Raw genomic sequence first — 23,864 nt, forward strand, 5'->3', positions numbered from 1 at the left:
GCGGCCGGTCACGGTGGGGCAAGCAGCACGAGGCGATGCGCGTCTGATCCGTGTCTCAAGCGCGGCATGTGCTGTAAGTCAAATTTAATCTTCTTGCGGGTTACCGATCCGTTCGCCTTCGTACATACGTTGCGATGCAACAAGCACTACATCAAGGTGCCGGCGAGGCATGGTCCCGCGTGCCGCTAATGCGAGCCGGCAACGGAATCGAAGAGAGAGTGGCCGCACCAGGCCCAGAACAATGCAACGTCAGCGTGGCGAAGACGCCCGAAATGTCTGGCTTGCAGGACCTGCCACGTCGGGGCGGGCCGCGTCTCGCACAGCCATGCGCACCATGCGCGGCGATCATCCAGCGTTCCGATCCGTCAATCCACTCGGTGTCATGGCCGGATGTCCTGTAAATCGCTTCGACAGGAAAGCGCGCACGGGTTCCTCGACGTATCGCGTCACGATGATTGCGCTCACGAACGTGACTGCGCATGTGACGAGTGTCGGAACGATCACCGATCCGTTGGGCGTGCCGACAAGCATGTATACGGCTCGGCCGATCGGAAAATGCAGGAGATAAATCGGGTAGGAGAGCCAGCCGAGAAACCGCGCGATTTTCGCTTCGAACACGCCCGCACAGGCGAGATTGGCGCCGACCATCACCAGGCAGGGTGCAACGCAGAAAATGGCGAACACCGGGTACATGCCGCGAAGCGACAGCGGAAACATGAACAGGAGCAGTGCACCGGCATACAAGCCGTATGAATTGCGAAGCACTTGTTTCAGTCCATCTATGATGCGCAGATCGACGCCGGAGATTTTTGTGTTATGGAGCAGGACGCCAATCGTGAAGCCGAATATTACGCGATAGAATCCGCCATCAATTCCTCTGCCAACCGAACCATCTTCGAGATCGACGATTGAGTGTCCATGAATCTCGAAACTGGTCAGGATGCCTGATATTAGAAGCATGAGGCCGCTCGCGAAGATGATCTTGAGCATTGCGGGCCTGCCCAACCGGACGATGAACACGAACGCAATGCTTGCCACCATTTCAAAGAAAAGCGACCACGCGGGGGGATTGGTCGGGAATATTTCGCCGAATGTGAGATAGGCTGCAGCATCGGCGCCCGCCGTCGCCATGTTCGCGGTGCCGTAATGGGCAATGTACGGCGTGAAGAACAGGTTGGAGATGGTTCCAGAGATGATGCTGCGCATCGGATAGTTCGATATGCCGAGCGTTCCTGCCTCGATCAATACGGGCAAGCCCAGCAGCAACGAAATCACGAGCATGGGATAGAGTCGGATAATGCGTCTTTTTACATATTCATATGCCGTCATGCCGCCGAGGAGCCGTGCGCGATAAGAGTGAGCAATGACAAAGCCGCTCAGCATGAAGAACAGATCGACCGCCGCGTACGCGTTCTTGAATATGGCGCCCTGGGTAATATGCAGCAGCATCACTGCAATGGCGGCGACGCCTCTCAAACCGTCGAGGGCATCGTATCTGCTGTTGCTCGGAGCCATCACACCCCCTGTCGTCCGGGACCCACAACCCCAAGGCAGCCGCCTCACACTCTGGCCTTAGCTGTCAGTGAGTCTAGCGGCCCAGGGAGAACGACTGTGTTCGGTGGGCAACGTAATGCCGGCGAAGCCGCGATGGAGCGAACGCCCGAAACGCCCAAATGGGCGCGCAGTCGTCAGGGCGGCTCCTGCGGGCGCCGTCGCTCAATTCATCTTAAGAATTGACCAGCCGGTGCACCGGGCCGCCACCGCTGCGACACAGGCCGGACTCACCGGGAGGGTTCGAATGCGCCAATGTGTTGCTTCCAGTGTCTTGCCGCCGACCAGCCGGGGTGTCGTGTCACCGCGGCTGGAAAGATCGAACTCGAAGTGACTGGCAGGCAGGATGAAGCCGGTGCCTAGTGCTTTCAGACAGGCTTCTTTGCGCACCCAGGTTTCAAAGAAAATGGCTTGCCGTTCGGCATGTGCTAGTGCGGTGAACTCGGCGCGCTCCCGGGGGGAAAAAGCTTCAAGAGGCATAGACTCTTCGATCGGGCGAACGAGCTCGACATCGACGCCGACCTCGAAACCACTTGAGATTGCAAGAACCGCCGTATTCTCGCTGTGGCTGAGGTTGAAGCAAATTCTCCCCTCGGGCGGCTGGGCAGCGCAAAAAGGCTTGCCTTCTGGGCCGTAGCCAAGCGTGATTGCCTGAGGCGGTAGCGCCAGATAGCGGCCGAGGATTCGCCTGAGCTCGCTTCGTCCCGCCATGTAGCGATGGCGATGCAGTGGGAAGCGAAATTTGTCGGCGCGCTCGCGTTCCTGTGCGGACAATATCTGCCAGTCCAGATTGAAATCGCCGCAGTCATCGAGATCCCACTGCCAGATATGCACGTCTTGTGACGAGGGCGGTAGTAGGGGAGGAGAGGACATTGAGTGACTGGAATCAATGGTCGGCGGTGCTTGTCGATTCTACAGGATCGATGGGCGCGAACTGGCGGAGGGTCGTGGCAGCCAGATGCTCCGCGGAGCAAGGCTGCCGGAGTCTACATTCGGACATGGATAACCTGGTCGAGTAACGCGTCGAATTCAAATTTTTTGCTTCATTCGCTTGATCATATTGATTCCGCTTCTCCCGACAATCAATCGCATAAACGATGATATCCTTCCTTTTCCTGGTAGTTTTATTTCATTTACCATAAGTTTTTTGGCGATATGAAATCTCGACAGCAAATCGAGGTTCTTGTAAATCAATACGTTGAATACGAACCAGGACACGTGCCGCTTTGACATGAATTTTTCGTATTTTTTGAGAAACGTCAAGCTTGGCTCGCAATTGGTCCCGGCAGATAATCTTTTGGCATTTGCGCTCAACGAATATTCAACCAGGGCGTCGTGCATATAGATGAATTCGCTGCCCACCATCTCCGCATTGATTGCAAAATCCCAATCTTGATGACGGCGCAAAGATGCGTCGAAGCTAATCAGCGGATACTGATGGCGCCACATCATGATGGTTGAAGTTTGGCAATATCCGCCTTCCAATAAAATGAAGTCAAACATCGATTGACCATCGTATGGAAACGGGTTGCCAAGCATGCGCCGGCACCCATCGACGAGCATGACGTTGCTGAACAACACTCGCGCGGCGTGCCGAGGAGGCTTGGGGCCAAGCGCGGCGATGCATCGTTCCAGCTTGTCCGGTAGCCATCGGTCATCCGCATCCAAAAAAGCGATCAGGTCACCAGTCGCTTCCTCTATGCCCCTGTTTCGACACCACGCCGCTCCGCGATTCTCGGGCTCGCGAATCAGGCGCAACGCTATCTGGTCTCCACAATGACTTGGCAATTCGAATTGCAGTCCCGATGCATCATCTATAACAATAATTTCGCGCGGAGCGATGGTTTGTCTGGATATTGATTCTATGGCGATAAAAAGCAAATCAACACGATTGTAGTGTGGAATTATTACGCTCACTCCATAGGGATTTTCGAAGTCGCGCCTCATCTCGTGCCTGATTTCGCTCTTGTATGAAGGAGGGTGTGCTTGCGTCGGATTGATGCGCCAGGACAGTCGCGCTGCATGCGTGACGCATATTGTGGATATCAAAGAATGGGCGCGTTCGTGCGCCGTCGCACGCATAACGGTAGATCTAGCCCATTCGATGAAGGTTCTTTGCTGTAAGTTGGCTCAACGTTTGATAGGTGTTGGTTTTTTGAAAGCATGGGCGCCTCATAAGAAGTTTCCCTATACTGCCAGGCCGAACAAGAACGGTTCCCCGGGCGGTCCACCGCCCGCGCAAAAAGGCCCGCAGTTCGTCACTGCGGGCCTTTTTGCCTCTGGCGTCGGCGTCATTCCCGCCGTTAAGCAATGCAGGGATGCGTCAGCTCTCGAAGTGTGTCAGGCGATGCGCCACCACTCGCGTTTTAAGATGGTCGGCCAACCGGATCGCGAGAGCCATGATGACCATCGTCGGATTGGCATGTCCGCTCGTCGGGAAGACAGAAGCGCCTGCCACGTAAAGGCCGCGTATGCCATGTACCTGGCAGGTGTCGTTCACGACGCTCGTTGCGGGGTTCATGCCCATTCGCGTAGTCCCGGCGGTATGGGCCATATCGTGCAAGACGAGCTTCGTCATGTCGCCGGTTGCCAGCTCTGGAGCAAATTCAAAGCCGATACCCGCGGCGAATAGATCCTGTTTCAGCAGTTGCGAGAACCTCAGCACGGAGCGCCTCATGAAAACTCCGGGCTCCCAGGTGACATGGGCAAGCGGGAGTTCGAGGCGATCGCGCTTGTCGGAGAGGGTGATACGGTTTTCGGGCAGTGGTGTTTGCTCGCAGATCAGATTTAGCGTCAGCGCTTCGATCTTTCTCGCTGTGCCTTTGGTCACATAGTCTCGCGCCACAAAATTGGCATTCAGCAGAACTGCGGCGTCTGCAATCGCGCGGCGTAGCCGGTAGGGCACTTTCTGGCTGCCCAGGATTTTGCGACCGATGAGACTCAAGACGATTCCCGAACTTTTCACGACCAACAGCATGTCCGACACCGGATGCTCGCTCTGCCGCCTGATCAAGCGCTTGAGCGCGACCATTGGATCATCATCCGAAATATGCATGTGTGCAAAAACGGCCATGTTGGGCAGACGCTCGCCTTGTTGCACCTCATGGCGAAGAGCGAGTCCGTGAAAATACATAAAGGCCCGATACTTCAGGCGCAGTGGAAAAAAGCCCAGCAATGTGGCGACACGCGCGTGGCTATCGGGCGAAACAACGCCCAGCGCAATGCACGGATGGTCCGTCAGGTAGCGTCCGACGACGTCATGCTGATTTCCCAGCGCGCCGCCCGTGAGATCTTTCGACATGAGCAGCAGGCGGGCATTTTCTATCGCGCCGGCGGCAAGCACCACATGCGCCGATTCAATTGTTCGCCTCCTGCTACCTGAGAGCGACGAGATGATATGCACGCCCGTTATCCCGTCTGCATCGACATTCACCGCGGAGACCGTCGCGTTAAAAAGGACCGTCACGTTCTCATGTGCTTCTCGCATGAAGTCGGGCCCGAATCGCATGATGTCCTTTGCGTCGTGACGAGAGCGGGAGAATTGCCAGAAGAAGGACGTCAAGTGCTGCATTCGCGAGACTTCGGCTGGTTCCTTTAGTTTCGCGGTGCCCCAGAACGTGCGGTCGTGGATGGTCGGTCCCAGGTCGAGCCATTCGGCTGCCCGGTCGATATAAGGTGCGATGGTGGCGGAATCGATTGGCCATCCGGAGTTCGGTATCCAGTCGCGCTGAATAAAATCCGTCGTGTCGAAGGGCGCAACCTTGCCCGCCCAGCCAGTCGTCGATCCCCCCAGCACTCGGCATCGGACGCCGAACTTCTGGATTTCGGCGCTCCAGAACTTCAATTGATATGCGTGGAATTTCTGACGCGCTTCGCGCATGCTCGCGTCGTTGAGGGCACCCTGTACTTCCACCTTGTTCAGCGCCTCGTGGCTGGAAGACTCCTGGAGTCCACCGCTTTCCAGCAGTAGAATCTTGAGCCCAAGGCCGGACAATTCGCGCACGATGGTCAACCCGGCCGCACCGCTGCCAACCACGATGAGATCAAAAGGCTCGCACCCGATGGGCGACGCGGCGTCTGCTTCGAAATCGATAAAATGCGTCATCTCTCAACGACCTCGAATCGCGTTGAAGATAGCTTCGGATACCGGAAACGGCGTAACGAATGCGACCGGCTCGAATCGAAGCGCGCCCGGAGCGCGGATGTTGGTCCAGCGCCAGGTCGGGATCGGCGGCATTCACCGGACGCGGCCAGGAATCAAACAAGATGAGGCAGGGTTTGGATCAAAGCCTCTTCGACGCGCGTTGTTTTCAGGGAAGCTATCAACAGCTATCGATTGTTTCCGTTCGCTAGCTAACCCAGTGTCGTTCCTGCATTTCCCGGTGTGCCCGAGCGGAGGGTAGCGTCCCGAGCGTGCCCGATCCGGCGCGTCGCGCTCGCCGCGAAGCCACAGCGAAGCCCCAATGAATTGGGTGGGGCGCTTGACTATTGACTATTCGTACAAAAGAGACGACGGTGTCAGTCTCGAATCAGGTTTGCAGTTGTCTCGATCGGATCCCATCCCCTACCGCCTTTCCTGACAAACGGTTTTCAGGGGGGCAGCGTTTTGGGATGGAGCAATTTCGCCACGACACCCGGGTGGAGGCGACGCAATGAAACCGGCTGCTGCCACGGAGTCCCGTTCGCATCGCCTGCCATTTCTGCGAGGCGTTTTGCCAGTCAAGCCTGCCCAGTTGCCACACGACATCATTGCGGGCATCACGCTCGCCGCGCTCGGCATTCCCGAGGTGATGGGGTACACGAAGATTTCCGGCACGCCCACCGTGACCGGGCTCTATACGATATTGCTGCCGCTGATCGCGTTCGCGGTGCTGGGTGCGTCGCGGCAACTGGTGGTCGCGGCGGATTCCGCAACTGCCGCCATCCTTGCTGGCGAGCTGACGACCGTCGCTGCGTTGGGAAGTCCGAAATACGTCGGGCTCACCAGCACGGTGGCCCTCACCGTTGCCGTGATGCTCGTGATCGCGCGAGTGTTCCGGCTGGGGTTTCTGGCCGACTTTCTTTCTCGCAGCGCACTGATCGGCTTTCTGACCGGCGTGGGCGTGCAGGTCGCCGCCGGCGAGTTCGCCGGGCTGATCGGGCTGCCGAAAGAGGGGCATGGTCCGATCATGCAAGCGGTCTCGGCGTTCGAACGCATCCCCGCAGCGCACCTTGCAACCGCGGCGCTTTCGTTCAGCGTGCTGGCGGTGATCATCGGCTGCAAGCGTTTCGCGCCGCGCGCACCGGGTGCGCTGATTGCCGTGATCGGCTCGATCCTCGCGAGCGGCGTCTTCGATTTCGCGGGGCGTGGCATCGCGGTAACGGGCAACGTGCCGGGCGGCCTGCCGTCGCTGTTCCTGCCGCGCCTGGCGGCGGCCGATGTCAACGAGGTGCTGGTCACGGCCGCCTCGTGCTTCATCGTCATCATTGCGCAGAGCGCGGCGACCGCGCGCGCCTATGCCAACCGTTACAACGAGAAGGGCGACGACAACGCGGACCTCGTCGGGCTCGCCGCCGCGAACGCCGCGGCGGCGTTCACGGGGACCTTCGTCGTGAACGGCAGTCCGACCAAGACCGAGATGGTCGACGAAGCGGGCGGCCGCACCCAGCTCGCGCATCTCACGACGGCCGCCATCGTGCTGCTGGTGCTGCTGTTCCTCACGCGCCCGCTGAGCCTGCTGCCTGCGGCGGTATTGTCGGCGATCGTTTTCATGATCGGCGTGAAGCTGATCGACGCGAAAGGTATGGCCGAGCTCTATCGCATGCAGAAGGACGAGTTGGTCGTCGCCCTGCTAACGGCGGGCGTGGTCGTGTTCGTCGATGTGATGCACGGCATTCTCGCCGCCGTCGTGCTGTCACTGATCGCCCATGTGCGGCATAGCTACCGCCTGCATACGCGCGTGCTCACGCGCAGTCCCTCCGGCCACTGGGTTCCGCATCGCGTCGAGCCAAATCTATTCGCGGTGCCAGGCATTGTCGTCTACCGGTTCGAAGCTGATCTCTTTTATGCGAACACCGGACGCTTCACCGAGGAAGTGCTGATGCTCGTGAACGAAGCGAATCCGGCGCCGCGCTGGGTGGTGATCGATGCGTCGGTGATCAACAACATCGACTACACGGGCGGCAAGGCGTTGATACAGTTGGCTGAGGAGCTCGAACGGCGCGGTATCGGCATTGCGGCCGTCGCGCTTCCAACCGGCGTGCGTCGTGAGATCGAGCGCTACAAGGCGCTGCGTGCGCGAGGCGCGCAGCGCGAGATCTTCGCCACGGTCGATGCCGCGATCGAGGCGCTCGGCAACGTCGCGCCGGACACATCGGCGGCATCTCCCGACGATGCGAAACCAGGCTGAAGCCAATGAACAGGAAGAGGGGATGACGCGTGGCTAAAACCGCTGCAGACAAGCGCAATGAACCTGCGAATGAACCCGCTGGCCCGGCAGCCGTGGCTGTGCTGGAAGATCCGTCCATGCTGTTTGGCGGGCGCGGCTCGCTGGCGTCGCGAATCGGGCGCGGCAAGGCGGCGCGCAAAATGGCGCCGCGCGCGAAGCTGGCGGTGTGCCGGCTCGACGATCGGGATCCGCTCGCGTTGCTCGACGCGTCCAACGCGGGGCGGGTGCCCGAGCTGATACCAATTCGCTACGGGCGCATGGTCGCGAATCCGTTTGCGTTCTATCGCGGCGCCGCGCCGCTGATGGCCCATGACCTTTCGAAGCTGCCGCATTCCGGCGTGACCGTGCAGCTGGGCGGCGATGCGCACCTCGCGAACTTCGGACTGTTCGCGAGCCCGGAGCGGCGCATCCTGTTCGGGCCCAACGACTTCGACGAAACGCTGCCTGGCCCGTTCGACTGGGATCTGCGCAGGCTGGCGACCTCATTCGTGATCGCCGCGCGCGAACGCGGGTTGACGACACACGACCAGCGCGCCGCGGTGCGGCGGCTGTGCGAGACGTTCCGGCAGCAGATCGTCAGGTTCAGCCAGATGGATACGCTCGACGTCTGGTACTACCAGTTCAGGGCCGCGAGCATGCTCGCGATTGCCGATACGCTGGAGGAAAAACAGAAAGAACTGGCGGTGATCGAGAAGGCGCGGCTGCAGTCGTCGCGTTCCGAGATGGGGCATGCCACCGAGATCGTCAACGGCAAGCTGCGCATCAAGGACGTGCCGCCGCTCGTGTATCACGTTCCCCTGGCGAGCCCGCACGACCAAAAGCAGTACGAGGCGCAGGTCCGGCGGTTTTTTGCCGACTACCGCTTGACGCTCCCCGATGACAGGCGCGCACTGTTCGACCGCTATGAACTCGTGGATGTGGCCATTCGGGTCGTGGGCATTGGCTCGGTCGGGACGCGGTGCTATCAGGCGCTGTTCATGGCCGATGGCGAGTCCCCGCTATTCCTTCAATTGAAGGAGGCGCGCGCCTCCGTGCTGGGGGGCTATGTGCCGCCGAGCCGTTTTCCGAACCACGGCCAGCGTGTGGTGAACGGACAGCGCCTGCTGCAGTCGGCGAGCGATATCTTCCTCGGGTGGTCGAAGATGCGGCACACCGGAAACGACTTCTACGTGCGCCAGTTGCGCGACATGAAGGGCGCATTCGATTTCACCACCTTCGATGTCGAGGATCTCGGCGAATATGCGGTCTCCTGCGCGCACGCGCTGGCCCATTCGATGGCCAAGGCGGGCGATCCGGCACTCATCTGCGGTTATATCGGCAAGTCGAGTGCCTTCGACGAGGCAATCGCGCGATTCGCGCTCGCTTACGCCGACCGCAATGAAGCCGATTGGGAGGTCTTGAAGGCAGCGGTCAAGACGGGGCGGATCCAGGTCATACATCAATGATCAATGAGGCTGGAGCACGCCAGGAATTTGATCGGCACCTCAATATTTGCTCGATGTTTAGGGATTCCCCTGGGATGCGGCGATAAATTGGGGATCGATTAAAAAGCCGCGTCAGCCTGTCATGTGCCCGCTATCTTCGGAAGACTCGCGAGCTAGTCGGTGGTTAATATAAGCCATTGTTTTTAATGACAAAAAAGACTGATATTCCGCGGCTCGCGCCCATGCGGCGAACTCGGAATCGGGTGTCCGAGGCTTGGAACTGCGGGCTTTCCGGCCAGCGCAGTGTGCCAAAAAAACCCATCCGGCCCGTTCTTGAATTTGTCATTCCCCGTCCATATAATTAGCACTCACCGCATGAGAGTGCTAACAACTCTGGTGCCAAACATCGCTGGCTGGCGGTTGTCGTCAGCCAGGTTTGTCTCTTCAAGTCCCAACCAAGATAGAGGATCTATCCATGAACCTTCGTCCTTTGCATGATCGCGTGATCGTCAAGCGCCTGGATCAAGAAACCAAGACCGCTTCGGGCATCGTGATCCCGGACGCAGCGGCAGAAAAGCCGGATCAAGGTGAAGTCCTGGCCATCGGCCCGGGCAAGCGCGACGACAAGGGCGCTCTGATCGCGCTCGACGTGAAGGTCGGCGACCGCGTTCTGTTCGGCAAGTACGCAGGCCAGACCGTCAAGGTCGACGGCAACGAACTGCTCGTGATGCGCGAAGAAGACATCATGGCCGTGGTGAACAAGTAAGTTCAGACCACCGCTCATTCATCAAGAATTCAAGGAGTTAGAAGATGGCAGCTAAAGACGTCGTGTTCGGCGATTCCGCCCGTTCCAAGATGGTTGAAGGCGTGAACATTCTCGCCAACGCAGTGAAGGTCACGCTGGGTCCGAAGGGCCGCAACGTGGTTCTCGAGCGCTCGTTCGGCGGCCCGACGGTCACCAAGGACGGTGTCTCGGTCGCAAAGGAAATCGAGCTCAAAGACAAGCTCCAGAACATGGGCGCGCAAATGGTCAAGGAAGTCGCTTCCAAGACCAGCGACAACGCCGGTGACGGCACCACGACCGCTACGGTCCTGGCACAGTCGATCGTGCGCGAAGGCATGAAGTACGTCGCATCGGGCATGAACCCGATGGACCTCAAGCGCGGCATCGACAAGGCCGTTGCAGCAGCAATCGAAGAGCTGCGCAAGGTCAGCAAGCCCTGCACGACCAACAAGGAAATCGCGCAAGTCGGCTCGATCTCGGCAAACAGCGACACGTCGATCGGCGACCGCATCGCTGAAGCGATGGACAAGGTCGGCAAGGAAGGCGTTATCACCGTCGAAGACGGCAAGTCGCTGCAAGACGAACTGGAAGTGGTCGAAGGCATGCAGTTCGACCGCGGCTACCTCTCGCCGTACTTCATCAACAACCCGGACAAGCAAGTCGCCGTGCTGGAAAGCCCGTTCGTCCTGCTGTTCGACAAGAAGATCTCGAACATCCGTGACCTGCTGCCGGTTCTGGAACAAGTCGCGAAGGCTGGCCGTCCGCTGCTGATCATCGCTGAAGACGTCGAAGGCGAGGCACTGGCCACGCTGGTCGTCAACAACATCCGTGGCATCCTGAAGACCGTTGCTGTCAAGGCTCCGGGCTTCGGCGACCGCCGCAAGGCCATGCTGGAAGACATCGCGATCCTGACCGGCGGTCAAGTCATCGCGGAAGAAACCGGCCTCACGCTCGAGAAGGCAACGCTGAACGAACTCGGTCAAGCGAAGCGCATCGAAGTGGGCAAGGAAAACACGACGATCATCGACGGCGCAGGCGAAGCCGTGAACATCGAAGCGCGCGTGAAGCAAATCCGCACGCAAATCGAAGAAGCGACCTCGGACTACGACCGCGAAAAGCTGCAAGAGCGCGTTGCCAAGCTGGCAGGCGGCGTTGCAGTGATCAAGGTTGGCGCTGCGACCGAAGTCGAAATGAAGGAAAAGAAGGCACGCGTGGAAGACGCGCTGCACGCAACCCGCGCTGCCGTTGAAGAAGGCATCGTCCCGGGCGGCGGCGTTGCGCTGATCCGTGCACGCACGGCAATCGCCAGCGTGAAGGGCGCCAACGCAGACCAGGACGCAGGCATCAAGATCGTCCTGCGCGCAATGGAAGAGCCGCTGCGCCAGATCGTCACGAACGGCGGCGAAGAAGCGTCGGTGGTCGTGGCAGCGGTTGCAGCTGGCCAGGGCAACTACGGCTACAACGCAGCGACGGGCGAGTACGTCGACATGGTCGAAGCCGGCGTGGTCGACCCGACGAAGGTCACGCGCACCGCGCTGCAAAACGCAGCTTCGGTCGCAGGTCTGCTGCTGACGACGGACGCAGCGGTTGCTGAAGTGCCGAAGGAAGATGCTCCGATGCCTGGCGGCATGCCCGGCGGCATGGGCGGCATGGGCATGGACATGTAAGAACGGCTCGCGCCGCAATTACATTGAAGTGCAGGGGGCGCGCCGCGAGGTGCGTTTCCCCGAGCCCGAAAAGAAAAAACCCGCAGTTTGCTGCGGGTTTTTTCGTTTGTGCGTCCGGTGTGCGGCCTGGAATCAGGCGTCGCCCGGCGACGCTTCATCGCCCTCTGCATCGTCTTCCGCATCATTACTCCGCGCCCAAAAAAACCGGTCTGGCACCCACGCCCCCATCCCCGGCCTGAATGCGCTCTGCACGGCCTGATAGAGGTATTCCTGCGCCTCGCGGACCGCCTCGGGCGGCTCCTGCCCGTTCGCGAGCAGCGCGGCGATTGCCGAGCCGAGCGTGTCGGCCAGCCCCATCATCGGCTGGTTCGAGCGGTCCCAGAAGTCTTGGCGCAACTGGCCCTCTTCACTATAGAGCGTGTTCACCACGCGATGCGAGCCCGTCTCCATCGAGAGAATGTATTCGCAGCCGGTGGAGAGCAGATGCGAGATCGCGCTGTCGATACTGGGCGTGTCGGCGTCGCCGTCGGGTTGCGCGAGTGCGAGCAGCACCGAGACGTCGGCGACCAGCACGGTGGTTTGCGGCACCAGCAGATCGGTGACGACTTCGCGCAACTCGTCGGCGGCGAGCACGTGCTCGTCGTCGAGCGTGAAGTCGGGCGCCACAACGAGCGGCACCTCGTCGTAGTCAGCGACCACTTCGGCGATTGCGCTCACCACTTCGGCGCGGGTGCCCGCGCCCACCTTGAACGCCGACACCGGCATGTCTTCTAGCAGCATGCGTGCCTGGGCCGCGACGGTCTCGGGGTCGAGACCGTTGACTTCGTCGCATCCGGCCGAGTCGCGCACGGTGTAGCCGGTGAGCACGCTCACGCCGTGGCAGCCCATGCTGGCGAGCGTGAGCAGATCGGCTTGCAGGCCGCTGCCGCCGGTCGGATCGGAAAGGCCGAAGGTAAGGACGATGGGAGGGGTGTCGCCGGGCATGTGCGTTGACGGGAATGTTAGGTTGGCTCGTGGTTGCTGCGGTGACGGCGCGGCTATCTCGCGCCGACGGTTCGATTATGCGGCCTCGCGGGCGTTGCCGGGGACGGATGATCTGCCACACGCGAGGGATTTTCGCCTCGTGATGGCGCGCGAGGCGCGCGACTTGGGCGCGGCCACAGTCGCTAGGCATGGAATCAGCAACACGGTACCATCATGGATCCTGTTTTTCAGACAGTTTTCCCGATCGTCCGCGGCGCTTGCTGCAGGCGGTTTTTTGGACTTTTCGACGCGGCATAAGAATGGAATATAGAAGCTGGATGTGCCTGATCTGCGGCTGGATCTACGATGAAGAGGCCGGTTTGCCAGACGAAGGCATCGCCCCCGGCACGCGCTGGGAGGATGTTCCCGTCAACTGGACATGTCCCGAGTGCGGCGCGCGCAAGGAAGATTTCGAGATGGTTCAGATCTGAGGCGTCTCGTGCGAGGCTTTGGCCTGATCGTCGTCAGTTGTTGTTAATACCGTTATCGAACGTTGTACCGGCGCCCGTAGCGTCCGTGGCTGGCGCCCGCGCTTCTTTGCCCGACCCCGCCGGTATTCGCGCGAGGCGGTAGTCGGCCTGCCGGCCGGCTGGCCGCTTTTCGCACCGCATCGCAACTGTTCCTGGCGCTGCCCATGAGCCTTCATACGACGTCGGTTGCCCGTTTCGAAGCGTTGCCCAATCCGCGTGGCGGGCAAGTGCCGTTCGCGCATGCGGCGCTCGCCCAGGCGCTTGCCGCGCTCGACGAGCAGCGCGATGTCGCACGGCCGCTGCGCCAGGCGGCGCGCGCGTTGCGCGACGCGGGCTGGTTTGCGGCGGCGCGTTTTGCGGACACGTTGCTGCTGGCCTCGCCACTTGCGCTGGCGGCATCGGTGCCCGCGCCGCCGCCGCCTGGCATGCCGCCGCGGCCCGCGCACGATCAAGATGGAGCAGACGAGGGCCACATTCGCGAGGCGTTCCGCGATGCGCTGATCGATCTGGTCGCCGCGCTCGAGCGTCACAATCTGCGTGAACTGGCGTGCTCGCCGGTGCTGTATGCGCGCCAGCGCGTGCTGTTCGAGGCGCTCGCCTCGCATGGAGCGGGCGTCGTGCTTGCTTATGAGGATGTCGCGCTGTCCGGCCGGCCCATCGCGGTCGCCACGCTGGCCGCGCAACCGGGGCAGCGGCTTGCGCAGATTCGGGCGCGCTACGAGGCGGCCTTGCTGCCCGCGTTGAAGGCGCGCATGGCCAATGGCAGCCGCGCGGCGGAGCAGTTCGCGCAGGCCGCGTTCGGCGAGTTGGACGCCTGCATCGCGGAACTCGCGAGCGCCGATACCTACGACTTCTGGCGTCTTGCTTCGGCTTGTGCCCGGGTGCTGCGCAACGGCGTGACGATCTGGGGCGACGGTCCCATGCGCTCGTTTTACGCGCGCGGCAATCTGCTGATTGCCGAGCAGGCGCGTGGCCTGCGCGTCGCGCCGCAGTCGTTCGTGTGCGTGGCGCTCGCGGTGCTGTGGCGCGATTACGCGCTCTTCGGCGCCGCCGCGGAAGATACCGCCGATGTCGATCTGCTGCTCGACTACGGCCTGACCGTGGACTGGCATGTTGCCGGCACCCAGGCCTCCGAGGCGTTGTGGGAGGCGGGCAGCGCGCAGGCCGATGCGCTGGCGGCGCGCGTGGCGCGCACGCGCGAGCTGGGCGCGCTCGTGGTGAACGGCAACGCGTACGAAGATTTCCTGCAGACCGCCGACGCCGCCATGCTTGAGCTTGGCACGGCGTCTCGCGCACTTTCGCTGCGGCCTGCCGGTGCACCCGCGGAATGCGCGGCGGCGCTCGTGGCGGCGGATGCGGCGTATCGCATCGGCGCGGCGGCGTGGGCGCTCGGGCTCGGTCACGTGGGCCTGCTTGCCGACGCGCTCGGTCTCGCCTGGCGGCGCACCGCGCACGCGGCGGCTGGCGGGGCGCGGGGGGCGCAGGGGGCGCAAGCAGCGTCGGGCCACGTGGCCGTGGAAGCACCGGGCGCGCAGGCGATCGAACACGCCAACGAGGCGCTGCGCGCGATGTTGCACAAGGTGGCGGCGGGCGTCGCCCAACCCGATGCGAGCGCGGCGGTGCGCGCCCTTGGCGCGGCAATTGCGGCGGGCGCAACCTGTGGTGCGGGCGCAGCGAGTGCGGCGGCGCAACTCGCGCCGCGTTGAGGCGCAACGCTTTGCCAGGCGTGTGTTGGCGCACAGGTGCGTCTATATACGCCTCGGCGGCCATGCGGTCGGCTCGGCTGCGCATGATAGAGTGATCATCTCCTTGCTACGGAGCGCTGGAAAGTGCGTTGAGGCCAACCGCCGTTCCGTATCGACTTTGCTAGAATTCAAACCATGTCCAAGAGTAACGATCGCATCAATCTGACCAACCAGTTCCTGATCGCCATGCCCAACATGGCGGACCCCACGTTTTCAGGAACGGTGGTCTACCTTTGCGATCATTCCGAGCGCGGCGCGCTCGGCCTCGTGATCAATCGTCCTACCGATATCGATCTCGAAGCGCTGTTCTCGCGCATCGACCTCAAGCTCGAAATCGAACCGCTGCTGCACGTTCCCGTCTATTTCGGCGGCCCGGTGCAGACCGAGCGCGGCTTCGTCCTGCACGCCCCAAAGACCGGCATCAACTACACCTCGTCGATGTCGGTGCCCGGCGGCCTCGAAATGACCACCTCGAAGGACGTGCTCGAAGCCGTGGCCAGCGGCACCGGCCCCGAACAGTTCCTGCTCACGCTCGGCCACGCCGGCTGGGGTGCGGGCCAGCTTGAAGACGAAATCTCGAAGAACGGCTGGCTCACGGTCGAAGCCGATCCGAAGATCGTGTTCGACGTGCCCGCCGAAGAGCGCTTCGAAGCGGCGCTCGCGCTGCTCGGCATTTCGTCGACGATGCTTTCGGGCGAAGCAGGGCACGCATGAGCGTGGCTGCAGGGCGGGGCGCCGCCGAGGCGACCTTGCTGGCGTTCGACTACGGCGAGAAGCGCATCGGTGTGGCGCTCGGCAATGCGCTCACGCGCAGCGCCCGCGCGCTCACCGTGATCCAGAACCGCGGCATCGACTATCGCTTCGAAGCCGTCAGCGCGCTGCTGCGCGAATGGCAGCCCGATCTGCTCGTGGTCGGCCTGCCGTGTCATCCCGACGGCACGCCGCATGTCATGACGAAGCTGGCCAAACGCTTCGGCAATCAACTGAACGGCCGCTTCAATCTGCCCGTGGTCTGGGTGGACGAGCGCTATTCCTCCGTCGATGCCGAAGCGCGCCTGCGCGAGCGCGGCGAACGTGCGGAGCATGTGGACGCCGAAGCGGCCTGTGTGATCCTCCAGCAGTACCTCGACGAGATTGTTGACGAACCCCCGCCCCAATTCCCGTGATGAACATTCCCGACGCCGAGGCGCTGTACCGCGCCATTCTCGAGCAGATTCGCGCGGCTTATCCGATCGGCGCATTCGGCGCACCCGATGGTGTGGCGATCGCCGGCATCCGTAGCGGCGGCGCGTGGCTGGCCGAGCGGCTCGCGCACGACCTCGGAGCCGCGCAGTGGGGCGTGGTGAACGTCGCACTGCATCGTGACGACTACGCTAAGAAGGGCCTGCACAGCCAGGCGAGCCCGACCGCGCTGCCGTTCGAAGTGGAAGGCCGCCGCATCCTGCTCGTCGACGATGTGCTGCACACTGGGCGCACCGTGCGCGCGGCGCTCAACGAACTCTACGACTATGGGCGGCCCGCTTCGGTCGAGCTGGCCGTGCTTGTCGACCGCGGCGGGCGCGAGTTACCGGTGGCGGCGCGCTTCACCGGCGGCGAGGCGCAGCAACTGAACCCGGACTCGACGCTCGTGCTCGAGCGCGCCGACGACGGCCGCTTCGCGATGTGCGTCGAACCCCGCATCGAGCCTCGCGGCGCGCACTGAACCACCTTGCCTGAGCGAAGCCATCAAGCAACGGCTGCGCTCCGGCGACATCACCGAACCCGATACAACAGGCCGGATCCGATACGACCCGGCCAGATCCAGTCAGACACCCGCGCAGGAATTTCGCGATGAACACACAGCCCACGCCGGCCCCGGACGTACCGGACGACAAGCGCTTTCGCTATGGCTTCCTCAAGGGCAATCCGCAGCTCACGAAGAACGGCGAGCTCAAGCACCTGCTCACGATCGAGGGGTTGCCGCGCGCGATCCTCACGCACATTCTCGACACCGCCACGCAGTTCGTGAGCGTCACCGACCGCGATGTGAAGAAAGTGCCGCTGTTGCGCGGCAAGTCGGTGTTCAATCTGTTTTTCGAGAACTCGACGCGCACGCGCACGACCTTCGAGATCGCGGCCAAGCGTCTTTCGGCGGACGTGCTCAACCTGAACATCAACGCCTCGTCGACGAGCAAGGGCGAGTCGCTGCTCGACACCATCGGCAATCTCTCGGCGATGCACGCCGACATGTTCGTCGTGCGCCACGCATCGAGCGGCGCGCCGTACCTGATCGCCGAGCATTGCGCGCCGCACGTGCACGTGATCAACGCCGGCGACGGCCGCCACGCGCACCCCACGCAGGGTCTGCTCGACATGTACACGATCCGACATTACAAGCGCGATTTCACGAATCTGCGCGTGGCGATCGTCGGCGACATTCTGCACTCGCGCGTCGCGCGCTCGGACATTCACGCGCTCACCACGCTCGGCGTGCCCGAAGTGCGCGCGATCGGCCCACGCACGCTGCTGCCGGGCGGACTCGAGCAGATGGGCGTGCGCGTGTTCCATAACCTCGACGAAGGCTTGAAGGACGTCGACGTCATCATCATGCTGCGCCTGCAGAACGAGCGCATGAGCGGGGCGCTGCTGCCATCGGCGCAGGAGTACTTCAAGAGCTGGGGCTTGACGCCCGAGCGGCTCGCGCTGGCCGCGCCCGATGCAATCGTGATGCACCCGGGGCCGATGAACCGCGGCGTCGAAATCGACTCGCAGGTCGCGGACGGCCCGCAGTCGGTGATCCTCAACCAGGTGAGCTTCGGCATTGCGGTGCGCATGGCGGTGATGGGCATCGTTGCCGGAAACAACGAATGAACGGGCGAGAACAACAAGGGCAGGGCATGAAGATTCAGATTCAAGGCGGCACGCTGATCGATCCCGCGAGCGGAACTGAAACGCAGCAGGACGTGTATATCGCCGACGGCAAGATTGCCGCGCTCGGCGCCGCGCCCGCCGGTTTTCAGGCGGACAGAACGCTCGACGCGAAGGGCCTCATGGTCGCGCCGGGTCTCGTCGACCTGAGCGCGCGGCTGCGCGAACCGGGCTACGAGCACAAGGCCACGCTCGACTCGGAAATGAACGCGGCGCTCGCGGGCGGCGTGACGAGCCTCGTGTGCCCGCCCGACACTGATCCGGTGCTCGACGAAGCGGGCTTGGTCGAGATGCTCAAGTACCGCGCGGGCAAGCTCGAGCGCGCGCATGTCTATCCGCTCGGCGCGCTCACGGTTGGCCTGAAGGGCGACGTGATCACCGAGATGGTTTCGCTCACCGAGGCCGGCTGCATCGGCTTCACGCAGGCCGACAAGCCGATCGCGGACACGCAGGTCCTGCTGCGCGCGCTCCAGTACGCGAGCACCTACGGTTACGCCGTGTGGCTGCGCCCTCAGGACGCGTATCTCGCGAAGGGCGGCGTGGCCGCGAGCGGCGCGCTGGCCTCGCGGCTCGGGCTGTCGGGCGTATCGGTGAGCGCGGAGACCATTGCGCTGTTCACGCTTTTCGAACTGATGCGCGTGACCGGTGCGCGCGTGCACGTGCAACATCTTTCGTCGGCGGCGGGCATTGAGCTCATGCGCGCGGCGAAGGCCGAGGGCCTGCCCGTGACCTGCGATGTGACGGCCAACCACGTGCATCTGATCGACATGGACATCGGCTACTTCGATGCCCAGTTCCGCCTCGACCCGCCGCTGCGCCAGCAACGCGACCGCGAAGCCATTCGCGCGGGCCTTGCAGATGGCACAATCGACGCGATCTGCTCGCAGCACACGCCCGTGGACGACGACGAGAAGCTGCTGCCGTTCGCCGAAGCCACGCCGGGCGCGAGCGGGCTCGAATTGCTGCTTTCGCTTACGGTGAAGTGGGCGCAGGAAGCAGGGATGCCGCTTGCGAAGGCGCTGTCATCGATCACTTCGGCGCCTGCCGGGGTGATGCAGCGTGAGGCAGGGCGACTTGCCGTAGGCGCACCCGCCGACCTTTGCGTGTTCGACGCGAACGCGCACTGGCGGGTCGAGCCGCGCGCGCTCAAGAGCCAGGGGCACAACACGCCGTTCCTCGGCTACGAACTGCCCGCCGTGGTGCGCGCAACGCTGGTGGCTGGGCGCGCCGGCTTCGAGCGCGACGCCGGACATCATTGAGGATCATCGAGCGCACTCGCGACGGCCATCGACATTCATATCCCCATGAGGCTCTTTATACGTAAAGCCCGGCTGCTCGGGCACCTGCTGCGCGGCGCCTGGACCGTCGGCGTGCGCTTTCCGCGCGCGACGCCCCAGGCGCGCCACGCCATGAACCGCGCCTGGTCGCGCCGGATGCTCGAACTGTGCGGCATGAAGATCGTCGTGCATAACGACGCGGCGCGGCTCGACGCGGGCGCGCTCGTCGTGAGCAATCACATTTCGTGGATCGACATCTACGTGATCAACGCGTGGCGGCCGACGCCGTTCGTCTCGAAGGCCGAGATCCGCAATTGGCCGCTGATTGGCTGGTTCGCGCAGAATCTGGACACCGTGTTCATCGAGCGCGAGAGGCGCAGCGACGCGCACCGCATCATGCACGAACTGGCGGCGCGCCTTGGGCGCGGCGAACTGATGTGCGTGTTTCCGGAGGGCACGACCACCGACGGCCTCGCGATCAAGCCGTTTCACGCGAATATGTTCCAGGCGCCGGTGTCGTCGGGCGCGCCGGTGCAGCCCATCTGCATCCTCTATGAAGACGCGCAGGGGCGACAGTCGGCGGCACCCGCGTATATCGACGATGTCTCGCTCAAAGAGTCGCTCGATATGTTGCTCAAGGCCGGGCCGATCACGGCGCATGTGTATGTATGCGAGGCGATCGAGCCGGGCGATGATCGCCGCAGGCTCGCGGCGCAAGCGCACGGGGCGGTGGGGGAGGCGCTGGAGGTGCTGCGCTCGCCGGGGCGGGTGGATCGGCAGGGGCTGCGCAGCGGGGTTGACGCTTGAGGCAGGGCTGCGCTTGCGCGCCGCGCGTTCAACCCGAGACCGCGCGGCAGCTCGAGCAGGGCACCTGAGTGAGCACGCGCTGATCGGGATCCGCTTGCAGGCTGACCGCCGAAAGGCGCGCGCCCCAGACGCAGCCCGAGTCGAGGCCGATCAGGTTTTCGCGCAACGTGAGGCCGAGCGCCGCCCAATGGCCGAACACTACCGTGGCGTTATCGGTCTTGCGTCCCGGCACGTCGAACCACGGCATGAAACCCGGCGGCGCCGAATCCAGCCCGCCGCTCATGGAGAAGTCCATAACGCCATCGGCGTCGCAAAAACGCATGCGCGTGAGCGCGCTGCACGTGATGCGCAGCCGCTCGATCCCTTTCAGATTCTTCGACCAGCGGCTGGGCTCGTTGCCGTAGAGGCCGGCCAGCACTTCTTTCCAGTTGTCGCCGCGCAACGCCTTTTCGAAGTCACGCGCGAGTTCCAGTGTGAGTTCGACATCCCATTGCGGCAGCACGCCGGCGTGCACCATCAGCATGCCCTGGTCGTAATGCGCGATCGGACGATGGCGCACCCAATGCAAAAGATCCTGGGCATCGGGGGCGCTCAGGATGTCTTCGATGGTGTCGCCCTTTTTCGACTTGCGGATGCCCGCCGACACGGAAAGCAGGTGCAGATCGTGATTGCCGAGCACCGCGACGGCACGGTCGCCGAGTGCGATCACCTCGCGCAGCGTCTCCAGCGAATCGGGACCGCGATTGATGAGGTCGCCCGCGAACCAGAGCGGGGTGTCGGCGGAAGGGCCAGCCTTGGCAAGCAGCTCGCGAAAAGGGGTGAGACAGCCTTGGAGGTCGCCGAAAGCGAGGGGCGGCGGGAACGGCGCGTGCTTGGTCATCGAAACGAAAACAGGTGCGAATCAGCTGCGGATGAGCGTGACAGGGTGTGAAGGCAAGAGAGTGAAGGTATCACAGGAAAACGATTGCGGTATGAGTGCGGCTGAATTGTCTTGTTGCGGACGCGTAAATGAGTGCTTCGTTCTGGCGCATATTTCATTGTGAGAGAGCGGCGGGTCGGAATTGTCAAGCTGTTTCAAGATGTTAGAGCTATGGCTTTCCCCCAAGCTGCCCGTATAATTGCTGTTACAAAATCAGAGTCAAAGTATGCAGTGTGGGTAAAAAGCAGGCGTTCTCTCGTCAAGTTCCCATCTTTACAGCATTCTTTAGCGCGTCTGGCTCCGGGGGGATCCACGCCAGACCAGCCTCCAATCTCGCGCCAAAAAGGGAAGTTCCATGATCCTGGTAACGGGCGGTGCCGGCTTTATCGGCGCCAACTTTGTGCTTGACTGGTTCCGTCAATCCGACGAGGCCGTTCTGAACGTAGACAAGCTGACCTATGCAGGCAATCTTGGAACGTTGCAATCGCTGCAGGGTAATCCGAAGCACGTGTTCGCACGCGTGGACATCTGCGATCGCGCCGCGCTCGACGCGCTGCTCGCCGAGCACAAGCCGCGCGCCGTGCTGCATTTCGCCGCAGAAAGCCACGTCGACCGCTCGATCCATGGTCCGGCCGACTTTGTTCAGACCAATGTGGTCGGCACCTTCACGCTGCTCGAAGCCACGCGCCAGTACTGGAACACCCTGCCTGAGGCGAAGAAGGCTGCTTTCCGCTTCCTGCACGTGTCCACGGACGAAGTGTTCGGCTCGCTTTCTGCAACCGACCCGCAATTCTCCGAAACCACCCCGTACGCCCCGAACAGCCCGTACTCGGCCACCAAGGCCGGCTCGGACCATCTCGTGCGCGCCTACCACCACACTTACGGGCTGCCGGTACTCACCACGAACTGCTCGAACAACTACGGTCCGTACCAGTTCCCCGAAAAACTCATTCCGCTGATGATTGCCAACGCGCTCGCCGGCAAGCCGCTGCCCGTGTACGGCGACGGCCAGAACGTGCGCGACTGGCTCTACGTGGGCGACCACTGCAGCGCGATCCGCGAAGTGCTGGCGCGCGGCAAGTGCGGCGAGACCTACAACGTGGGCGGCTGGAACGAGAAGAAGAACCTCGAGGTCGTGCACACGCTGTGCGACCTGCTCGACGAGATGCGGCGGAAGGCTGCGGGCTCGTATCGCGACCAGATCACCTATGTGACGGATCGCCCCGGCCATGACCGCCGCTACGCGATCGACGCGCGCAAGCTCGAGCGCGAGCTGGGCTGGAAGCCGGCCGAGACGTTCGAGACGGGTCTTGCGAAGACGGTGCGCTGGTACTTGGATAACCAGGCGTGGGCCGACGAGGTTGCCTCGGGCGACTATCGCAAGTGGGTCGAAACGAACTACGCGCAGCGCGCGTAAGGGCACCGGACATGGCGCGCAAAGGCATCATTCTCGCCGGCGGTTCCGGCACGCGGCTCTATCCGATCACCCACGCGGTGTCCAAGCAACTGCTGCCGGTGTACGACAAGCCGATGATCTATTACCCGCTGTCGACGCTGATGGTGGCGGGCATCCGCGACGTGCTCATCATCTCGACGCCGCAGGACACGCCGCGCTTCGAGGCTATGATCGGCGACGGCAGCCAGTGGGGCATGAACATCCAGTACGCAGTTCAGCCGTCACCGGACGGGCTTGCGCAGGCGTTCATCATCGGCAAGGACTTCGTGGGCAGCGATCCGTCGGCGCTCATTCTTGGCGACAACATCTTCTACGGCCACGATCTGGCGAAGCAGCTCGAGCGCGCGAACGCGCAGGACACGGGCGCGACCGTGTTTGCCTATCACGTGCACGATCCGGAGCGATATGGCGTGGTTGAGTTCGACAAGGGCTTCCGCGCCCTGTCCATCGAGGAGAAGCCGGCGCAGCCGCGCTCGAACTATGCGGTCACGGGTCTGTATTTCTACGACAACCGCGTGTGTGACATTGCGGCAGACATCAAGCCGTCCCCGCGCGGCGAGCTCGAAATCACGGACGTGAACTCGCGCTATCTGAGCGCGGGTGCGCTGAATGTCGAGATTATGGGCCGCGGCTATGCGTGGCTCGATACGGGTACGCACGACTCGCTGATCGAGGCGGCAACATTCATTGCAACGCTTCAAAAACGTCAGGGACTCGTGGTCGCGTGTCCAGAGGAAATTGCGTACCGACGGCAGTGGATCGATGCGGATCAAGTGCAGAGGCTTGCCGAGCCGCTCTCGAAGAACGCGTATGGCAAGTATTTGTTGAACATTCTCACGGACCAGGTTGCATGGCCATCACGGTAACTGCTACGGAGCTCCCCGAAGTCAAGATCATCGAGCCGAAGGTGTTCGGCGACGCACGTGGCTTCTTTTATGAGAGCTTTAACGGACGCGAATTCGAGGAGCTGGTCGAGGCCGGCGTCGAGTTCGTGCAGGACAATCACTCACGCTCTGCCAAGGGCGTCCTGCGTGGGCTGCATTATCAGGTCCAGCATGCTCAGGGCAAGCTCGTGCGCGTGGTGGAAGGGCGGGTGTTCGACGTCGCCGTCGACATCCGCCGCAGCTCGCCGAATTTCGGCAAGTGGGTTGGGGTACACCTTTCGGCGGACAATCATCGGCAACTGTGGGTGCCGCCGGGTTTCGCACATGGCTTTGTCGTGATTTCGGAGTCTGCGCAGTTCTTGTACAAGACCACCGACTACTGGTTCCCCGAGCACGAGCGCAGCATCGTGTGGAACGATCCGGAAATCGGTATCGAATGGCCCATCGACTTCGAGCCGTTGCTGGCAGCAAAAGATGCCTCGGGAAAGCGTCTGACGGAAGCCGAAGTCTATGTGTGAGGGT

Annotated in this window: 21 protein-coding genes; 15 read left to right on the forward strand and 6 right to left on the reverse strand. The window is 62.4% G+C overall.

Going from position 1 to position 23,864, the window contains the following annotated elements; all coding sequences use genetic code 11:
• Positions 1-345 precede the first annotated feature (345 nt).
• The 4 genes from P5W99_RS03080 to P5W99_RS03095 form a co-directional block, all read right to left on the reverse strand.
• Positions 346-1,515, reverse strand: a complete 1,170-nt coding sequence (locus P5W99_RS03080) for an acyltransferase family protein (protein WP_421042428.1) — start codon at positions 1,513-1,515, stop codon at positions 346-348.
• A 201-nt stretch (positions 1,516-1,716) separates the two neighbouring features.
• A complete protein-coding gene (locus P5W99_RS03085) occupies positions 1,717-2,385 on the reverse strand; it encodes a 4'-phosphopantetheinyl transferase family protein (RefSeq protein WP_421042427.1) in 669 nt (222 codons plus the stop codon).
• A 195-nt stretch (positions 2,386-2,580) separates the two neighbouring features.
• Positions 2,581-3,633, reverse strand: a complete 1,053-nt coding sequence (locus P5W99_RS03090) for a glycosyltransferase family 2 protein (protein WP_421042426.1) — start codon at positions 3,631-3,633, stop codon at positions 2,581-2,583.
• A 241-nt stretch (positions 3,634-3,874) separates the two neighbouring features.
• Complete coding sequence (locus P5W99_RS03095; RefSeq protein ID WP_421042425.1) at positions 3,875-5,656, reverse strand: FAD-dependent oxidoreductase; 1,782 nt, start codon at positions 5,654-5,656, stop codon at positions 3,875-3,877.
• Between the two features lie 547 nt (positions 5,657-6,203).
• Here P5W99_RS03095 and P5W99_RS03100 point away from each other — a divergent pair.
• From P5W99_RS03100 to groL, 4 genes are all read left to right on the forward strand, one after another.
• Positions 6,204-7,940, forward strand: a complete 1,737-nt coding sequence (locus P5W99_RS03100) for a SulP family inorganic anion transporter (RefSeq protein ID WP_421042424.1) — start codon at positions 6,204-6,206, stop codon at positions 7,938-7,940.
• A gap of 29 nt (positions 7,941-7,969) precedes the next feature.
• Entirely contained in the window at positions 7,970-9,424 is a 1,455-nt protein-coding gene (locus tag P5W99_RS03105) for a DUF2252 domain-containing protein (RefSeq protein ID WP_421042423.1), read from the forward strand.
• Positions 9,425-9,878: 454 nt separating this feature from the next.
• Complete coding sequence (gene groES, locus P5W99_RS03110) at positions 9,879-10,169, forward strand: co-chaperone GroES (protein WP_028202123.1); 291 nt, start codon at positions 9,879-9,881, stop codon at positions 10,167-10,169.
• Between the two features lie 44 nt (positions 10,170-10,213).
• Positions 10,214-11,854, forward strand: a complete 1,641-nt coding sequence (groL, locus tag P5W99_RS03115) for a chaperonin GroEL (RefSeq protein ID WP_342952206.1) — start codon at positions 10,214-10,216, stop codon at positions 11,852-11,854.
• Positions 11,855-11,986: 132 nt separating this feature from the next.
• Here groL and thiD read toward each other — a convergent pair whose 3' ends face one another.
• Complete coding sequence (thiD, locus tag P5W99_RS03120) at positions 11,987-12,838, reverse strand: bifunctional hydroxymethylpyrimidine kinase/phosphomethylpyrimidine kinase (RefSeq protein WP_421042422.1); 852 nt, start codon at positions 12,836-12,838, stop codon at positions 11,987-11,989.
• A gap of 299 nt (positions 12,839-13,137) precedes the next feature.
• Here thiD and P5W99_RS03125 point away from each other — a divergent pair, with 299 nt between their 5' ends.
• The 8 genes from P5W99_RS03125 (at position 13,138) to P5W99_RS03160 (ending at position 20,083) form a co-directional block, all read left to right on the forward strand.
• Positions 13,138-13,308 (forward strand): rubredoxin, encoded by a 171-nt coding sequence (locus tag P5W99_RS03125; protein WP_028232226.1) that lies wholly within the window; start codon positions 13,138-13,140, stop codon positions 13,306-13,308.
• A gap of 203 nt (positions 13,309-13,511) precedes the next feature.
• A complete protein-coding gene (locus P5W99_RS03130; protein ID WP_421042421.1) occupies positions 13,512-15,053 on the forward strand; it encodes a hypothetical protein in 1,542 nt (513 codons plus the stop codon).
• 174 nt (positions 15,054-15,227) lie between these two features.
• Entirely contained in the window at positions 15,228-15,806 is a 579-nt protein-coding gene (locus P5W99_RS03135; RefSeq protein WP_421042420.1) for a YqgE/AlgH family protein, read from the forward strand.
• Positions 15,803-16,258: a Holliday junction resolvase RuvX gene (ruvX, locus tag P5W99_RS03140; RefSeq protein ID WP_421042419.1), complete on the forward strand. Its 456-nt coding sequence runs from the start codon at positions 15,803-15,805 to the stop codon at positions 16,256-16,258. Before P5W99_RS03135 ends, ruvX begins: the two co-directional genes overlap by 4 nt.
• Positions 16,258-16,794 (forward strand): bifunctional pyr operon transcriptional regulator/uracil phosphoribosyltransferase PyrR, encoded by a 537-nt coding sequence (gene pyrR / locus P5W99_RS03145; RefSeq protein WP_434661731.1) that lies wholly within the window; start codon positions 16,258-16,260, stop codon positions 16,792-16,794. The genes ruvX and pyrR overlap by 1 nt, the downstream gene beginning before the upstream one ends.
• 128 nt (positions 16,795-16,922) lie before the next feature.
• Positions 16,923-17,942 carry an aspartate carbamoyltransferase catalytic subunit gene (locus P5W99_RS03150; RefSeq protein WP_421042417.1) on the forward strand — a complete coding sequence of 340 codons (1,020 nt, stop codon included), beginning with the start codon at positions 16,923-16,925 and terminating at the stop codon, positions 17,940-17,942.
• A gap of 26 nt (positions 17,943-17,968) precedes the next feature.
• Positions 17,969-19,258: a dihydroorotase gene (locus P5W99_RS03155; protein WP_434661733.1), complete on the forward strand. Its 1,290-nt coding sequence runs from the start codon at positions 17,969-17,971 to the stop codon at positions 19,256-19,258.
• A 45-nt stretch (positions 19,259-19,303) separates the two neighbouring features.
• Positions 19,304-20,083: a lysophospholipid acyltransferase family protein gene (locus P5W99_RS03160; RefSeq protein WP_434661735.1), complete on the forward strand. Its 780-nt coding sequence runs from the start codon at positions 19,304-19,306 to the stop codon at positions 20,081-20,083.
• A 28-nt stretch (positions 20,084-20,111) separates the two neighbouring features.
• Here P5W99_RS03160 and P5W99_RS03165 read toward each other — a convergent pair whose 3' ends face one another.
• The gene (locus P5W99_RS03165; protein ID WP_434661736.1) at positions 20,112-20,963 is read right to left on the reverse strand and encodes a symmetrical bis(5'-nucleosyl)-tetraphosphatase; all 852 of its coding nucleotides are present in this window, start codon (positions 20,961-20,963) and stop codon (positions 20,112-20,114) included.
• A 394-nt stretch (positions 20,964-21,357) separates the two neighbouring features.
• Between P5W99_RS03165 and rfbB the strand changes: the two genes are divergently transcribed.
• From rfbB to rfbC, 3 genes are read left to right on the forward strand one after another with little or no spacing between them, the layout of a single operon-like run.
• Positions 21,358-22,419: a dTDP-glucose 4,6-dehydratase gene (gene rfbB, locus P5W99_RS03170; RefSeq protein WP_434661738.1), complete on the forward strand. Its 1,062-nt coding sequence runs from the start codon at positions 21,358-21,360 to the stop codon at positions 22,417-22,419.
• 11 nt (positions 22,420-22,430) lie between these two features.
• The gene (gene rfbA / locus P5W99_RS03175; protein WP_434661740.1) at positions 22,431-23,324 is read left to right on the forward strand and encodes a glucose-1-phosphate thymidylyltransferase RfbA; all 894 of its coding nucleotides are present in this window, start codon (positions 22,431-22,433) and stop codon (positions 23,322-23,324) included.
• Positions 23,309-23,860 carry a dTDP-4-dehydrorhamnose 3,5-epimerase gene (gene rfbC / locus P5W99_RS03180; RefSeq protein WP_434661742.1) on the forward strand — a complete coding sequence of 184 codons (552 nt, stop codon included), beginning with the start codon at positions 23,309-23,311 and terminating at the stop codon, positions 23,858-23,860. The genes rfbA and rfbC overlap by 16 nt, the downstream gene beginning before the upstream one ends.
• Positions 23,861-23,864: the final 4 nt, after the last annotated feature.

It is taken from the genome of Paraburkholderia sp. A3BS-1L, from assembly GCF_051125215.1.
In the GTDB taxonomy this organism is placed as follows: Bacteria; Pseudomonadota; Gammaproteobacteria; order Burkholderiales; family Burkholderiaceae; genus Paraburkholderia.

What these genes read in the sequence shown, in the direction of transcription:
- P5W99_RS03080 (WP_421042428.1), bottom strand. Translation starts at nt 1,515, where the DNA reads ATGGCTCCGAGCAACAGCAGATACGATGCCCTCGACGGTTTGAGAGGC.
- P5W99_RS03090 (WP_421042426.1), bottom strand. Translation starts at nt 3,633, where the DNA reads ATGCGTGCGACGGCGCACGAACGCGCCCATTCTTTGATATCCACAATA.
- P5W99_RS03095 (WP_421042425.1), bottom strand. Translation starts at nt 5,656, where the DNA reads ATGACGCATTTTATCGATTTCGAAGCAGACGCCGCGTCGCCCATCGGG.
- P5W99_RS03100 (WP_421042424.1), top strand. Translation starts at nt 6,204, where the DNA reads ATGAAACCGGCTGCTGCCACGGAGTCCCGTTCGCATCGCCTGCCATTT.
- groES (WP_028202123.1), top strand. Translation starts at nt 9,879, where the DNA reads ATGAACCTTCGTCCTTTGCATGATCGCGTGATCGTCAAGCGCCTGGAT.
- groL (WP_342952206.1), top strand. Translation starts at nt 10,214, where the DNA reads ATGGCAGCTAAAGACGTCGTGTTCGGCGATTCCGCCCGTTCCAAGATG.
- thiD (WP_421042422.1), bottom strand. Translation starts at nt 12,838, where the DNA reads ATGCCCGGCGACACCCCTCCCATCGTCCTTACCTTCGGCCTTTCCGAT.
- P5W99_RS03125 (WP_028232226.1), top strand. Translation starts at nt 13,138, where the DNA reads ATGGAATATAGAAGCTGGATGTGCCTGATCTGCGGCTGGATCTACGAT.
- P5W99_RS03130 (WP_421042421.1), top strand. Translation starts at nt 13,512, where the DNA reads ATGAGCCTTCATACGACGTCGGTTGCCCGTTTCGAAGCGTTGCCCAAT.
- P5W99_RS03135 (WP_421042420.1), top strand. Translation starts at nt 15,228, where the DNA reads ATGTCCAAGAGTAACGATCGCATCAATCTGACCAACCAGTTCCTGATC.
- ruvX (WP_421042419.1), top strand. Translation starts at nt 15,803, where the DNA reads ATGAGCGTGGCTGCAGGGCGGGGCGCCGCCGAGGCGACCTTGCTGGCG.
- pyrR (WP_434661731.1), top strand. Translation starts at nt 16,258, where the DNA reads ATGAACATTCCCGACGCCGAGGCGCTGTACCGCGCCATTCTCGAGCAG.
- P5W99_RS03150 (WP_421042417.1), top strand. Translation starts at nt 16,923, where the DNA reads ATGAACACACAGCCCACGCCGGCCCCGGACGTACCGGACGACAAGCGC.
- P5W99_RS03155 (WP_434661733.1), top strand. Translation starts at nt 17,969, where the DNA reads ATGAAGATTCAGATTCAAGGCGGCACGCTGATCGATCCCGCGAGCGGA.
- P5W99_RS03160 (WP_434661735.1), top strand. Translation starts at nt 19,304, where the DNA reads ATGAGGCTCTTTATACGTAAAGCCCGGCTGCTCGGGCACCTGCTGCGC.
- P5W99_RS03165 (WP_434661736.1), bottom strand. Translation starts at nt 20,963, where the DNA reads ATGACCAAGCACGCGCCGTTCCCGCCGCCCCTCGCTTTCGGCGACCTC.
- rfbB (WP_434661738.1), top strand. Translation starts at nt 21,358, where the DNA reads ATGATCCTGGTAACGGGCGGTGCCGGCTTTATCGGCGCCAACTTTGTG.
- rfbA (WP_434661740.1), top strand. Translation starts at nt 22,431, where the DNA reads ATGGCGCGCAAAGGCATCATTCTCGCCGGCGGTTCCGGCACGCGGCTC.
- rfbC (WP_434661742.1), top strand. Translation starts at nt 23,309, where the DNA reads ATGGCCATCACGGTAACTGCTACGGAGCTCCCCGAAGTCAAGATCATC.